Genomic DNA, 15,161 nt, shown 5'->3' on the forward strand with positions numbered 1-15,161 from the left:
AACTTCACGGCTACTTGTGCATTTGTTCAATGCGCAGTATAGCATCGTTATTAAATGGGTATAAGTGTCAAAATGCTTATAGTAGTGATCGTGTTTACCGGCACGGGCAATGGATTTAATCTTGCCCCGATCCAGCAAATTTAACAGTTGATTTAGTATGGGCTGTCCGGTAAAAAATATACTTTTGCTCATGTTGATGTTTTTAAGTGTGGTAACTCAAATATATCAACAATGGGCTAGCTTAACAGCTAGCCCAAAATTTTATCCGGACAACAGTGAAATAAATTCAGGATGACGACTGCATTACATTAATGGTACAACCCTAATGATACAACCCTTTTTTATCCAAAACATAGCGTTTCCCAGTAAACAAAAGGTAATATAAACCCAACATGCAAGTCATAAACTTAATTATTTTTATATTTGGAAGCATATGAAGGTATCTGAGGATTTTTTGGCAAAGGCAGATGAGAAGGCCTTTGATTTAGGGCATCGCACAACTATTAATTATAATATCGGCAAGTATAACGCTGCCGTTGAGCGAGGTTTGTCTAAATTCGAAAATCTAGAGAACTCCAAAAAGAAGGCTCATGTGATTAAATGGCGGGTGATGGAACACCTGGATAAATTTTTACCTGAGTTCGAGTCCAACTTCCAACGCAGAGGCGGCAAAGTAATATGGGCCAATACCGCTGAAGAAGCTCAAAAAGAAATCCTCAATATCATCAAAAAAAACGGTGGTAAAACCGTAATTAAATCAAAATCCATGACTACCGAAGAGATTCACCTCAATGAATTTCTAGGAGAAAACGGGATTGAATCATTGGAAAGTGATTTGGGAGAATACATAGTTCAGCTACTTGGACAACCTCCCTACCACATTGTAACTCCTGCAATGCACCTCAATAAAGAGGATATTGCGAAGCTGTTTCATGAGAAATTTGGTACTCCACTTGACTTTACGCCACAACAACTAACTCAAAAGGCACGTGAGCTTTTGAGAGAAAAATACCTCAATGCAGATATTGGAATTAGTGGTGGAAACTTTCTGATTGCCGATACCGGAAGTATTGCATTAACAGAAAATGAAGGGAATGCGAGACTTTGCACCACCTTCCCTAAAATCCACATTGCTATTGTGGGCATTGAAAAGATTATTCCTTCGATGGCCGACCTCGACTTGTTCTGGCCACTGCTTGCCAGTCATGGCACTGGGCAAAACTTAACGGTGTACAATACCATATTAAGCGGTCCTAAACGTGGTGAAGAAACCGATGGCCCGGAAGAAATGTATGTGATATTGCTCGACAATGGCCGAACCAACCTATTGGCTCAAAAAGACCAACGTCAAGGTTTGTATTGCATCAGATGTGGGGCTTGTTTAAACGCATGTCCTGTTTACAAAAACATTGGTGGCCATACTTACAATACGACCTATAGCGGCCCAATTGGCTCCATCATAACCCCTCATTTAAAAGGAATGAAGGACTTTAAACATTTGAGTTATGCTTCCAGCTTATGCGGAAAATGTTCTGAAGTTTGTCCCGTTAAAATCGACATACATAAAATGCTACTGCTAAACCGAAGGGATGCAGCTGCAACGCATGAGAATACAAAAAAAGAAGAAATTGGTTGGAAGCTTTGGAAAACCGGAATGCTAAAAAGGTCAAGAATGGACTGGTTTGGCGGAAAATTCAAGAATTTCCTGCTTAAATTCCTCTTTAAAAAGTCAGCAGGGAAATATCGCGAAATGCCTACCGTTGCTCCCAAATCTTTTGCTAAATTATACGAAGAAAAAAATAAGGGAAATAAAGACCTCTGACCATGACCTTCGACAGAAAAGATAAAGATAACGCAACACTGCTAAATTTATATTTACGCTTACTTTACCCTCGAATGGTAGAGGAAAAGATGCTTATCCTACTTCGTCAGGGTCGCATAGGAAAATGGTTTTCTGGTATTGGACAAGAAGCAATTGCTGTAGGCAGTACACTTGCCATGCACAATGAAGAGTACATCCTTCCCATGCACAGAAATCTGGGGGTTTTTACCTCCAGGAATATTCCACTCACAAAATTAATGGCCCAGTGGCAGGGTAAAGTCACCGGCTTTACCAAGGGCAGAGACCGCTCTTTTCATTTTGGCACACAAGAACACCGCATCATCGGGATGATCTCTCACCTCGGTCCTCAAATGGCTCTTGCTGATGGCATTGCATTAGCTGATTTGATTGAAAAAAAAAAGCAAGCAACCTTAGTTTTTACGGGTGAAGGTGCCACCAGCGAAGGTGATTTTCATGAAGCCATTAATGTTGCCGCAGTATGGAACCTTCCGGTCATCTTTTTAATAGAGAACAATGGCTACGGACTTTCCACCCCAATTAACGAGCAGTTTAAATGCAAAAATCTGGTCGACAAAGCTATTGGATATGGAATTGAAGGCTTTCAGGTGGATGGCAATAACATTCTCGAAGTGTACGACCTGATTAATCAGGTTGCTACAAGTATGAGAGAAAATCCAAAACCAGTACTGATCGAATGTTTAACATTCAGAATGCGCGGTCATGAAGAAGCCTCGGGAACAAAATACGTCCCGCAGGAATTATTCGAAGAATGGGCCGCCAAAGATCCGGTTAGAAATTTTGAACAATACCTGCAGGAACAGCAAGTCCTCACAATCGAATCCATAGCTGAAATAAAAACAAGGTTTAAAAGCCAGATTGAACAAGATGTTGAAAATGCCTTTAATGAAGATGAGCCTGAAGTAAATACCGAAGTAGAACTTGAGGATATGTATTTCCCTTACGTTTCGACAACCATACCAGCTACCAAAGCAGCAACAGAAATGCGGTACCTTGATGCCATATCAGACGGGCTTAAAGTTGCCATGCAAAAACACAAAAACCTGGTATTAATGGGGCAGGATATTGCAGAATATGGCGGTGCTTTTAAAATTACGGATGGTTTTGTACAGGAATTTGGAAAAGCCAGGGTACGCAATACGCCGATCTGCGAATCAGCTATTGTTGGTGCAGCATTGGGGCTCTCTATCAATGGCTGTAAAGCGATGATGGAAATGCAATTTGCTGATTTTGCCACCTGCGGTTTTAATCAAATTGTAAACAACCTTGCCAAAACCCATTACCGATGGGGAGAAAAGGCCGATGTTGTGGTACGGATGCCTACTGGCGCAGGTACCGGTGCTGGCCCCTTCCATTCGCAAAGCAATGAAGCCTGGTTTACTAAAACCCCCGGACTAAAAGTAGTTTATCCAGCTTTCCCTCAGGATGCCAAAGGTCTTTTGCTGGCCTCAATCGAAGACCCGAATCCGGTCATCTATTTCGAGCATAAATACTTATACAGAAGCTTAAGTGGCCCGGTTCCGCAGGGCTTTTATACCTTTGAAATCGGCAAAGCAAATGTTTTAAAACAAGGTGAGCAATTTTGTATCATCACTTATGGCTTGGGTGTACATTGGGCACTATCCTATTTGAGTGAGAATCCTGACCACTCAGCGACTTTAGTAGATTTACGAAGTTTGCAGCCTTGGGACAGAGAAGCGGTCGCCAATGCAGTTAAAACAACAGGAAGAGTACTTATTTTACATGAAGACACACTGAGTTCTGGTTTTGGAGCCGAACTGGCTGCCTGGATCTCTGAACATTGCTTTGAATACCTGGATGCCCCGGTAATGCGTTGCGCGAGCAGTGATACTGCAATTCCAATGAGTAAAGTTTTAGAAGATGATTTTCTTGCAAAAAGTCGTCTGCAAGACACTGTTAAACGGTTATTGGCTTATTAAGATTATGTTCCTGTAGCCGCTAACGTAACCTCTGCAAGTGGGTTAAATAGGTAAATATTCCCGTTATCCAGACAAACACAACGATACCTTTTTCTCAGCTTTTCGCCCTTTTTAAACTGCCTTCCATCTTTAATCGTAAACACAGCATGTAATGGGAGTTCTTCCAGCCTTGAAGCGTCTAGCAGCTCATCGTATTTTTTTAAGGCTCGGGAAAGTTTTAAATCTGTACAGCTCGCAGCAGAAGGATTACTTAAATAACTAATGATCGCTTGTTTAACATCATCAGGAAAAATGTTTTGTTCCAAAAAAGGAACCATCATTCTCTTAAAATTATACTTCCACTCAGTTCCATGAGGCTTCACCCTGTTTTTATGATCGTTCCAGGTTAACAGGTGAGCAAATTCATGAACTGTAGTTACCAGAAACGCATAAGCATTAAGGTTATTATTTACAGAAATTTTATGCCCATTACCTTTATAAGGATGCCTGTAATCGCCAAGCTTCGTAGCCCTCCCTTTGGAGATCTTAAATTCACATTGAAAATAATCAATCCATTTAGCTATGATCGGTGCAGCATCTATGGGCATATATTGTGATAAGACTTTCTCCTTTTCCACGATCACAATATAGCTAAATTACTTTAAAAGCTGATAAGCGATTAAACTGGCCACATAAGCCAGCGAAGTCATATAGACCAACTGAGTAACCGGCCATCGCCACGATTTTGTTTCCCGATAAACTACAGCCACTGTACTCATGCACTGCATCGCAAAAGCATAAAACAACATTAAAGAAAATGCCGTAGCAAATGTAAACACAGGCAATCCCGTTTCGGCATTCTTGGCACTCCTCATCTTGTTCCTTATTGTAGCCACTTCTTCATCTCCCCCATCAACGCTATAAATAGTCGCCATGGTACCCACAAAAGCTTCTCTGGCTGCAAATGAAGTGATCAGGGCAATCCCGATCTTCCAATCAAATCCTAATGGCTTAATCGCGGGCTCAATAGCATGACCCAATATTCCGGCATAAGAATTTTCCAATCTTTCAGCAGCCCTATCTCTCTCCAGCGTACTAATCTGCACACTATCTTTTTGCGCCTCTATGGCCGCATATTTTTTGTCTATCTCCGCAAACCGTTCAGAAGGTCCGTAAGTAGCCAATACCCAAAGAATAATTGAAATGGCGATAATCACCTTACCGGCTTCTACAACAAAGGTTTTAGATTTTTCATACATGGTGTAAAGCACATTGCTCCAACGCGGCTTCCGGTATACCGGCAACTCCATAATAAAGTATGATTTCTCCTTAGCCTTGATCAAAAAGTTCATCACAAACGCTACGAGGATGGCCGTAACAATACTGATCAGATACATCCCCATCAAGGTTAATCCCTGCAAATTGATAAAGCCCCAAATCATTTTCTCGGGCACTACCAATCCAATCAATAAGGTATAAACTGGTAATCTGGCCGAACAACTCACCAACGGAGCGACCATAATCGTAATGATCCGGTCTTTCCAGCTTTCAATGTTCCTTGCACTCATGATAGAAGGAACGGCACAAGCCAAACTACCAATCATTGGTACAACAGATTTACCACTCAATCCAAACTTACGCATGATCTTATCCATCATAAAAGTCACGCGAGCCATATAGCCAGTATCTTCCAGAATAGAAATAAAGGCAAAAAGTATTGCAATCTGCGGAATAAAAATCACTACACCACCTAAACCTGCAAGTATACCATCCAAAAATAAATTGGTAAGAATCCCCTCAGGAAGATGTTGATGACCGTATTCCGTAAGCCATACAAAAGTATATTCAATCAACTCCATCGGGTACGAAGACCAGGAGAAAATCGAATTGAAAATAAAAAATAATATGCCAATGAAAATAATGAACCCCCAAAAGCGGTTGGTCAGGACAGCATCAATCTTATCACTAAAGACAAACTTCTTCGCTGCACCTGTATCTTTTACTATCCCAGTGAGTATAGTTCCCAAGTAACGGTAACGGGCTATCGTTTCGGCAGCCTGTAATTTCGACGAGTCGAAATGATACTCCTTTTTAATCTGATCAAATACATTTCTGTCTATGGCAGAAAAAACATCGAGCGTTTCATACTGATGAAGCACCTGCAATGCAAAATAATCGTTGTCTGTTTTTAAATGTTTTTTGGCCAAATCTATGGCCTCGGGAGCCAGTACGTGCACATCAGCACCATCAACCTGGGTAGGTATTTTGGTGGTATTACTGATGGCTTCCTTTAGCTGATCCAAACCTGAATTACTTCTGGCGGATATAGAAACAATCTGGATCCCCAATCTTTGCGAAAGCTGATCTATATCGATTTCTATCCCCTCCTTTTTGGCCATGTCTGTCATGTTCAAAGCCAAAACAACAGGTAGCTTCAAATCAGCAACCTGCGAGTAAAGGAGTAAATTTCTTCTAAGGTTTGTAGCATCAGCTACCAATACCACTACGTCAGGATGACTAGCATTATTTTTATCCGCCAATACCTGAAAAACGATACTCTCGTCTTTACTTTTCGGATATAAGCTATAAGTACCAGGTAAATCTATGACCTCAGCCTGTTTACCATTGTTCAACTTGCAGTAACCTACTTTTTTATCTACTGTAATCCCTGGAAAGTTTCCAATCTTTTGATTTAATCCGGTAAGGAGATTGAAAAGTGTAGATTTTCCAGTATTGGGATTACCAACTAAGGCAATTTTTATATCTCTTCCCAAATCACTATTGTATTATAATAACAGATGCTTCACTTTTACGTAAACAAAGTTGATAACCCGCCACCCGAATCGCGATCGGGCAACCAAGTGGCGCAAACCGTTCAACTTCTACAATCTCGCCAGGCAAACAACCCATTTCCATTAATTTTAGAGACATCTCTAAATCTGTAAATGCTACAATAGTTCCTTGTTCTCCTGGATTAAGCTGTGAAAGTTTCATCTATATTAAGGTTTTTATAAATCAACCAAGAGCTTCATTTTTAAAGGGTAGACCCATGATTTACTGCGTGGTATGATAGGGGCGCAATTTAGACTTAATTTATAATAATTCCAAATAAAGACCGTATAGGAAAGCCATCCTATACGGTCTTTATTTGGTCATTTTATGCACTATTGAGGTCCTAACCTCAAAGGATAAACTATCGCCTGGGATAATTGTTATAACTCACCTTTGGACATTTGCAGCCTCCTTTAAAAACGCTGCAACTGCTTACCAGGCAAACCAACAACAATAAACCTAGCTTAATGATCAGTCTTTGCATAATTTGATTTATGTAATAATACATAGCTAAAAACTCCCATAAACACACCGATCATATCACAACCAAAATCCCACCATTCGGCAGATCTGTAGCTGAAAAACTTCCATTGTAACAATTCTATTCCTCCACCCAAAGCGGCAGTAATTACAATGATTTTAAAGATAGTTAAGGAGCTAAAACTATAATTGTGTTGATAGTTAATCTTGCCGTAAAACAAGAGTATAGTTAGCACAAAAAAGAAGCCCATATGGACAAATTTATCAAAGCCTTGAAAAAAGAAGCCACCGCTACCGCCCGAAGGCATTCTCATGCAGCAAAGCACAACAATGACAATGGTCCATAGCACGGCCCAAATTTGATACTTTAATTGTCCAAAGATGCTCATTTATTAAGCGCCTACCAGTGCTTTGTAAGCATCAGCGGTCAACAGTCCATCTACTTGAGATGCATCTGAAATAGCCACTTTTACCATCCATCCCTGGCCATAAGGATCAGAGTTTACCAACTCAGGATTATCATTTAAAGCAGCATTGATTTCTAATACTGTACCTGTTACCGGCATAAACAAATCTGAAACAGTCTTAACCGCTTCAACAGTACCGAAAACCTCGTCTTTACCTACTTCGTCACCTACAGTATTGATATCAATATATACAATATCACCTAACTCACGTTGTGCAAAATCAGTAATACCGATAAAAGCTTCATTACCTTCAACTTTAACCCATTCGTGATCTTTTGTGTACTTTAATTCTGATGGAAAATTCATTTTTTTAATATTATATGTTAGTTGCTATATTTTAATTCAAAATCAGGTAAGCTTATACCCAATCCGCGTCAAAGGTAATTAAATCTCATCATTTAAAACAACTCTAATTCAGCGTAATCCTTAGGCTAAAGCCGAAATTACTAAACGAAGTATTAAACGATTGTGAGGTATACGGCTTGGTAACATTGGAATCATAAAACACCCTCACATTAAATCGCTGATTTAGTATGTAATCAACACTTGGTCGTAAGGTAATGTTTTTAGCCCCCGAAGAAACCTCTGCCTCTGCAACATCGGATCTGTAAATAACGGTCTTGTTATCTCTCACGGCGACATCCAACTTAAAGTCCATGTTGTTATCCATTTTCAATTCCTTAAACAAACCGAAAGGGAACCTGAATTTAGTCGTACGGTAACCTAAACCAAAGACCATGTTGTTTTCCGATAGCTGCGCCAGCTGACTATTGGCCAAACTTAGCCCCAGCATCCGTGTGCGTCCTATTTCAAAATTAGCCGTCATGTTGTTTTTTAACCGTGTATCTACCCCAATTAGTGGCGAGAACTGCTCGGCAATAGTCACCTGAGTATATTGATAGTATGGTAAAAAGTTTCTGTTTTCATCTCTGGTCACTACAGCACCATTATCTTCCTTATAACGAATCAAGGAATTAAAACCATTGATACTATATACGGAGCGATACGAATGTCGAAGATCTATCGAACTGAATGTTTCCGCAAGGAAACCAATCCTGGTAAGCCCCCTATAATTCAATCGCCAGTTTGGCAATGGAATCTTTGGCTGAGAATTCAAATTGATTGATGATGCGCTCTTCCCGCTATAAGCAGCCAAAAATGCCGAGACAATCACATCCTGAGAATTCTTGTCATAACCATCGGCATAACCACCAGCGCTGCCAACAGAGTTGGCATTTTGCCTACCCAAACGTTGAGAAATCACTTGCCTATTGTCCATAAACTGACTAAACAATTTAGAAACCAAACTGCCTTGTTTTTCAGAAAACGCTGTTCCAATAGAGATGTAGGAAATACTATAATCTCCAGTTGTAAAAGGACTCATACTCTGGAAATCCGATATGGTTTGGTCATATCTAAAATTAGTAGAGTAATTTAAGGTCCTGTTTTTATTCGCCGTAAGTGTAATACTCAAATCTTTAATCGGCTCAATTAATCCTGTTAAACTTAAATCCTCTCTTAAAGTATTGATGTAAAGTTGTGTTTGTAAAGTGTCTCTGGTAATCCAATTGTGGCTTAAAGCCATTTCCCTGATGTCCCGCTGACTACCAAACACAAAGCCTAACCCTGGTGCCCCAGTAGCTTCGTCCAAACCAAAATAACTTACTCTCGGTAGGTAGCCCGGTAAAAATGTCCCCTGAGTTTTAGTATAAGCCGCATTTACATTCTTGATGCTGGTTAATAAACCAACAAGGAATGAACCACTCGGTGGATTATCGCCACCAGCATTTGCACGCCTTACAAAACCGAATTTATTATATAAACCAGCAAGATTAAGTGTTGGATTTAACTGTATCGTTCTAGAGTTTTGTATCGTATTCCCCAGATCAATCAATGGATCTCTTAAGGTCGATAGCGCTTCCGTTTGCCAGTTAAAGTTAGTTCCATATCTAGTTGCCACAGTTACCCAATCCATGCCAGGAATCTTATTTAATGGCAGGGAATAGGTAATGTTCATGTTGTGGTTATAGTCGGTTGTTCTACCCAGGCGTTTTAAATTATTCCATACCGTATCACGCTTCATTCCCTCAATCTTACCTTCTGGTTCATCAATGATGGAGTAGTTTGTCGCATCAAAATCCAGCGTTAACGACTTCGTTAAGTTCCATGAAATACCATAAACCCGCGTAACCAAAAAGTTCTTATTAAAGGTCGTATTGATAGGGATATAATTATTCGGATCGTTATTTCTCAATGTATTTTCCGAATAATAACGGTCTACATCAATTCTGAAGTTCAAGGCATTTGGCAGTATATTGAAATTAAAATCTCTTAATAAAGCTAATGTATTCGACTTGATGATCTTTGCAAAAGGCTCAACCGTTTTCGACTGTCCAGCGTAATTATAAGCCAGCGACCCTCTGTAAGTTTGCTGGATATTCTTTTCGTTGATAAAATCACGGTGTGCAAACTTCGTATAAGCATAACTTACATTAAAGTTCTCAATATCCCATACCTGAGGCTTCTTATCAGGATTTGTGCGCTCCTTGCGTACATTGGTAAAGTTGATAGAATTTCTTGTTGTATAATCCTGAGCATACTCTAAAATCGCTTTCTTCTCAGAACTTGATGCTTTTGACAAAGCATTGCTCAACTCAATATCAGGTGTTTTAGGGTCGTACTGAGGCGTACTCACCTGGCTTGAATAACTCACAAACATAGGAATCTTGATCCCAGTTTTTTGAGGGAAGAATTTTCCAAGCTCCATGCTTGAAGAAATATCAAAAAACACATTATCTGCGCGATTTCTTTCGCTTACTCGTTTTTCTAATGATCCAAATCCTATTGTTGATTTACTACCTGATACATTCACATCTGCAAAATCAGCAAGCTTGGCATTCATCCTTGCGGTAGCAGCCCAACCCCCACGTTCGTCAAACTCAGTCAGTCTCATTTCATTGAACCAGACCTGCGCATTCTTATCCAAACCATCATCACCATTGCCATTTGCATTGTTCCGGGATGGATTCAGTACGCCGAGCATATACACCCGAACCTTGCTCATATCAGGCTGCCCCTTTACAATAATTGTTCTTCCATCAACTACATACTTAAAAGGCTTGCTAATGTTCCATGGAAATCCATCCACATCCAATGCCTTATTCCGCTCCAACTTTGCTTTCTGGAACAGCTCCAACTCAATGTCCATCTTATTCTGATCTGGCCAAATTGCATATGGATCACTCGTGCCTGGTCTGGTCACTTTCAAAGGCAATGAATATTCGTAGTAGTTATCCTGGTTATCCGTTCCTATTCTTAAAAAAGCATGCAGGTCGTTATCATTTAATATCGCGGTACCCAATGCCTCGAGGTGAATATACATCTCCAGGTGCTTGTATGACCTGAAGTCGTTCAGTGCAGTTTTAAATGTTGCCCTTCCATAACCATCACGTAGGCTCTTTATTGTTGCGGCAAGCGATTGCTCATTCTGTCTCGTATCCCCACGGTAATTGCTAAAATCACGTTCGCGCTCAATACCCGGTGGCACTACGTAAGGAATAGGTGTTCTCTTACCGTTCTCCTCAATATTTACTGTTGATATTTCAATGGTTGAATTATCAGGACCCAAATTTTGCAAAGGTGGATCAAGGATCACCTGCGAGGCCTCATTAGCCGCATTGTACTGTCTCCACTCTCCTCTCACTAACTGAATCTTTCCAAACCTCAACACCGTTGTATCGGCGAAGTTTGTCATGAACATTCTGATGAATCTAATCGATTTAAAATCCTGAATGTTTCCTACCTTTTGCTGGTATTGTGCCAATGGAATGCGAACCTGATACCAGGTTACCGCTTGAGTTTGTCCGTTGGCCAACTTCACCTGCGAAGTAACCTTATCCGTAACAAAGTTCTGTCCAACCATTAAATCGCCAGGACGCATAGAAACTTTATACTGAAAATACTCGTCGCTCTGGGTCATGTTGTTGTCCCTATTGATATCCTCGCCATCAGGCAAAGACGTAGAAGCAGAATTGTCTACGCCGAAGTCTTCCATCGATTGCTGTGAAGTCTTCGAATTTCCTTCCGGACCATTATAACGTTGGTAGCGTCTCAATATTCCGGCATTAGCCTGATCCTGTTGTCTACCCCTAAAATATGCATAATCATCCGATGAAGGGTCATTATCAAACTCAGCCGCAGCATCAGGATTTAATTGACCCTTTATCTGATTGATCAGCGTAGAAAACTTCGCTTTCTCATTTGCATTAGATAATCCATCCAATCCTACATCCTGTACTTTTCTGGCAGCAGGATCATTATCAAACGCTTGTACCACTGGTTGTAACTTTGGTACTCTACCCCAGGTGGTTTCATCATAAGCATTTGGATCACCATTTGCAGGTAAACCATTTTCTAATGATTTACGACCATCCTTTAAAATATCCTCAGAGATATTTCCAAGGTTGAAATATAAATCACCTCCCGTCGAATTTGGCTTATAAATATTTGGGTCCATCACCCAAAGTTCAATGTATTCAATATTCAAGGCTTGGAAATCGGTTGTTTCAATTTTCCTGAACAAGCCACCCCATCTTGATCTAGGGTTAGTCAATGTTCCATTGGCATTAAATCCTGTAGTCGTATAATTATAAGGACCGCGAACAGTAGGATAAAAAGCAACATCAAGCGTTGGTAAGGTATAAGCCTGTCCGGTGCTCGTTTCTTTAAAAGGAAAAACCTCTTGCTCAATAATCTCACGCACATAATGATTGGAGCGTTCATTTACATTATTCCTAAGGCTTGCAGGTAAATCTCCCGAACTCCGGTTATAGAAAATTGGGTCTATGTTATAAAATGCAATTCTGGCCCGGTTAAAACCGTAGCTTAAATCGTCCATTCTGCTTGCTTCTGGAAAAAGTTGAGGTGTTCCCGACAACTGCCAAGCGATAGCACTTTTCAAATCTATCACCGAACGTGAAGCTTCAAAGTCATCAAGGTAACTTACTCCACCCTTTTGTCCACCAAAATTTAATGCACTCGGATGTCCTGGAATTAACTGCGCAAACTCACCGGCAAAAGTAATATTCGATGGCGCCTTGGTAGAAAGGAATGGTAATTTATCCACCAACTTAGTCAAAAATCTTGAAGGTGAACTGTAGCTCATATCCAATCCCCACATAGTGTTCGAAATCGGTTCTTCACCAATATTCACTTTAGGGGTAAGCGGCTTCTCGGTAAGGTTCATTAAAGTACCCCCCAGATTTAATTTGCTGTTTACCTTATAATCTAATCGCGTACCAAATAACGACCGCTGCTGTAATCCAAACAACTCATTATTTTCTGTAGTGATCCTGATCGGTTGTCCCGAACTTAATAAAGCCGGATTGATAATCCTTACCCTACCACCCTGGTAATCTACTGTAAAGTCAATACCTTCCTGCAAAGGAATCGTGCCGGCAAATACTTTCACGGATCCTTCTGGAACGTTGATCGCATTTAAACTAAACTCAGAAGCAATTTCTGATTGATAAGCCCCTTTAATGATGTACCTATTTTGGTTACTAAACAATTGCTGAGCAACCACCTTCGTTGAATCATAAAGTGCTGTAAAAGTATACCTGTCGCTAAGCGCTTGTTCTGATGGCAAAAACTGACTGGCAAGGTCCCTACCAAAAGGTTCGATAATAGGGAATATAATCCGGCCATTTAATGGATCTATCGTAATGTAACCATTAACGGTATTGGTGGAAAAATTTACCAGGCTATTCGTCGTACCGCTAGTATTACCCGCATTACCAAATGAAGTGTTCTGTCCGTTACTTCCATTAGAGCCAAATGGCTTGTTTTCTGTCTGGAAATCAAATACCGCATCTGGTTTACGCTCATTTTGCTGGTTCAGCCTATCCAAGCCTGTGATCTGTATCCACTGCTTGCCATTAAGTGGCTTACGGTCAGCATCCAGTTTTTCTCCCTCCTGTATCAGTGGTTTTTCAACACCTGTTTTCTCGTCAATTCTAAAAATATCCAATTTAAAATTCTGCTGACTGATTTGATAACCGCCAATAGAATAGATGTTTTTCATCATCAATCCCCAGGTTGGTAAATTGGTTTTTATCGTTTCGTTTTTCAGTAATTTGGTATACAAAACCTTAGGTGTTGCCGGATCAAAAGGAACATCCGTAGAAAACTCACCAACCTGATACTCCACACCATTAAAAGTATATCGGTAAGCTACCGTAAGTACCTCATCACTATTCAATCCATTATTTAAGGATATATAACCCAGCTGGGGATGAAAAGTATATTCTCTATCAGCCAGCTTCCTTGCATAAGTTAACTTCGCGTAGTTATCTGTTTTGCCTTTATCCTCGAAATAGCCAATGATCGCATTTGAATTGGTGTTACGAGAATCAGCCGGAATCTTATCAAAAAGGTCATTGGAGTTCCTAGGAAATACCGGATTTGTAAAACCCGAAGGCAGTACCGATCTCCCACCTGCTATTGCCGAATTATAAGGCCTATTTTCACCAAGATCCAGAAAACCCAATACGTCCCGTGAATCTTGTGTACTTCCTGCCCTATTGGTAATCCAAACCTCTATTTTAGTAATTGACACCCCCGAAGTGATGGTTGGGGCATTAGATTGTGATTTATTATAATTATCCCTGAAATATTGAGCCAGGAAAAAGTGTTTATTTGCTTCGTAATTGTCTGCGCTCAATCTATACTCATTTTGTTGCGCGCCATTATTGATCTGTATTTGTCTGGATTGAGATTTCTGTTGCGTAAAAACGGTACTTACGTTTAGTTTACCAAACTTCAACTGTGTTTTTACCCCAAACAGCGCCTGCGTACCACTGATCAGTGTTGTATTTAGCGGTAAACTCACATTACCCGCTTCTATTTTTTGTATAATATCATCTTCACCACCAGTATAATCCAGCTTAACCTGGTTTTCAAAATCAAATTGAGCTTCCGTATTGTAGTTCATGTTGATCTTTAACTTGGTACCGATATTACCAATCACATCCATCTGTATGCGTTGGTTAAAATCAAAATTCCCTTGTACCCGCTGACGCTCGTTAAATAAAGGGTTTTCGTTTTTATTGATTCTTCCTAAAAAGGTAAGTTCTGCTTCACCACGTGGTTGAATATCGATCGTTGTACCTCCAAATATCCTTTCAAAAGCCTTACTGTTAATCTTCAAACTTGGAATAATCCCGGTCTTTCTTACATCATTTACCTCCTGATCAGAAAGCACACGCCAATTATCTCGCTTAATTTCGCTGTTTACCAAACGCAAGTACTCCTCTACGGTTAGGTATTGCACTGTACCGAATGGCTTATCACCAACCAGTTCCTGAATGATATATCTTTTATTTACGGCATCATATTCTACGTTTCTATGCACATTGTCTGGCAATGGAGAAAAGGAATTAGACAAAGACCTGATTCCAAGTCTTTGTTTCTCTTTCAAGCCGAAAGAATTTTTTACGGTATCCTGTTTCGCCTTCTTAGGTCCAACTTGCGAAAAAGCCTGCTGTCCACCCAGACAAACAGTCAGGAAGAGAAATAGCGTCAATAAGGTTTTCAATGGCAGTT

The 15,161-nt window shown here is 40.2% G+C and carries 9 protein-coding genes; 2 read left to right on the plus strand and 7 right to left on the minus strand.

Going from position 1 to position 15,161, the window contains the following annotated elements:
• Window positions 1–192, minus strand: a 192-nt coding sequence (locus EZ444_RS12075; RefSeq protein ID WP_131609145.1) for a DUF4372 domain-containing protein, incomplete at its 3' end; no start/stop codon positions are given.
• A gap of 241 nt (window positions 193–433) precedes the next feature.
• On the opposite strand from EZ444_RS12075, the gene EZ444_RS12080 reads away from it, so the two are divergent.
• Both EZ444_RS12080 and EZ444_RS12085 read left to right on the plus strand, forming a co-directional pair.
• Window positions 434–1,822: a LutB/LldF family L-lactate oxidation iron-sulfur protein gene (locus EZ444_RS12080; protein WP_131609147.1), complete on the plus strand. Its 1,389-nt coding sequence runs from the start codon at window positions 434–436 to the stop codon at window positions 1,820–1,822.
• A gap of 2 nt (window positions 1,823–1,824) precedes the next feature.
• Window positions 1,825–3,801 carry an alpha-ketoacid dehydrogenase subunit alpha/beta gene (locus tag EZ444_RS12085; RefSeq protein WP_131609149.1) on the plus strand — a complete coding sequence of 659 codons (1,977 nt, stop codon included), beginning with the start codon at window positions 1,825–1,827 and terminating at the stop codon, window positions 3,799–3,801.
• Between the two features lie 2 nt (window positions 3,802–3,803).
• On the opposite strand, the gene EZ444_RS12090 is transcribed toward EZ444_RS12085, so the two are convergent.
• The 6 genes from EZ444_RS12090 to sov form a co-directional block, all read right to left on the minus strand.
• Window positions 3,804–4,418, minus strand: a complete 615-nt coding sequence (locus EZ444_RS12090) for a SprT-like domain-containing protein (protein WP_225874708.1) — start codon at window positions 4,416–4,418, stop codon at window positions 3,804–3,806.
• Window positions 4,419–4,436: 18 nt separating this feature from the next.
• Window positions 4,437–6,554: a ferrous iron transport protein B gene (gene feoB / locus EZ444_RS12095; RefSeq protein ID WP_131609151.1), complete on the minus strand. Its 2,118-nt coding sequence runs from the start codon at window positions 6,552–6,554 to the stop codon at window positions 4,437–4,439.
• A gap of 4 nt (window positions 6,555–6,558) precedes the next feature.
• Window positions 6,559–6,774, minus strand: a complete 216-nt coding sequence (locus tag EZ444_RS12100; protein ID WP_090777697.1) for a FeoA family protein — start codon at window positions 6,772–6,774, stop codon at window positions 6,559–6,561.
• A 302-nt stretch (window positions 6,775–7,076) separates the two neighbouring features.
• Entirely contained in the window at window positions 7,077–7,481 is a 405-nt protein-coding gene (locus EZ444_RS12105; RefSeq protein ID WP_131609153.1) for a VanZ family protein, read from the minus strand.
• Between the two features lie 3 nt (window positions 7,482–7,484).
• Window positions 7,485–7,865, minus strand: coding sequence for a glycine cleavage system protein GcvH (gene gcvH, locus EZ444_RS12110; protein WP_131609155.1), 381 nt, complete (start codon window positions 7,863–7,865; stop codon window positions 7,485–7,487).
• Window positions 7,866–7,968: 103 nt separating this feature from the next.
• Complete coding sequence (gene sov / locus EZ444_RS12115) at window positions 7,969–15,159, minus strand: T9SS outer membrane translocon Sov/SprA (RefSeq protein WP_131609157.1); 7,191 nt, start codon at window positions 15,157–15,159, stop codon at window positions 7,969–7,971.
• Window positions 15,160–15,161 lie beyond the last annotated feature (2 nt).

The sequence above is a fragment of the Pedobacter hiemivivus genome (assembly GCF_004331685.1).
Lineage (GTDB): Bacteria > Bacteroidota > Bacteroidia > Sphingobacteriales > Sphingobacteriaceae > Pedobacter > Pedobacter hiemivivus.

Excerpts from the sequence above, each read along its gene's own strand:
- EZ444_RS12080 (WP_131609147.1), top strand. The coding sequence starts at position 434 with ATGAAGGTATCTGAGGATTTTTTGGCAAAGGCAGATGAGAAGGCCTTT.
- EZ444_RS12085 (WP_131609149.1), top strand. The coding sequence starts at position 1,825 with ATGACCTTCGACAGAAAAGATAAAGATAACGCAACACTGCTAAATTTA.
- EZ444_RS12100 (WP_090777697.1), bottom strand. The coding sequence starts at position 6,774 with ATGAAACTTTCACAGCTTAATCCAGGAGAACAAGGAACTATTGTAGCA.
- EZ444_RS12105 (WP_131609153.1), bottom strand. The coding sequence starts at position 7,481 with ATGAGCATCTTTGGACAATTAAAGTATCAAATTTGGGCCGTGCTATGG.
- gcvH (WP_131609155.1), bottom strand. The coding sequence starts at position 7,865 with ATGAATTTTCCATCAGAATTAAAGTACACAAAAGATCACGAATGGGTT.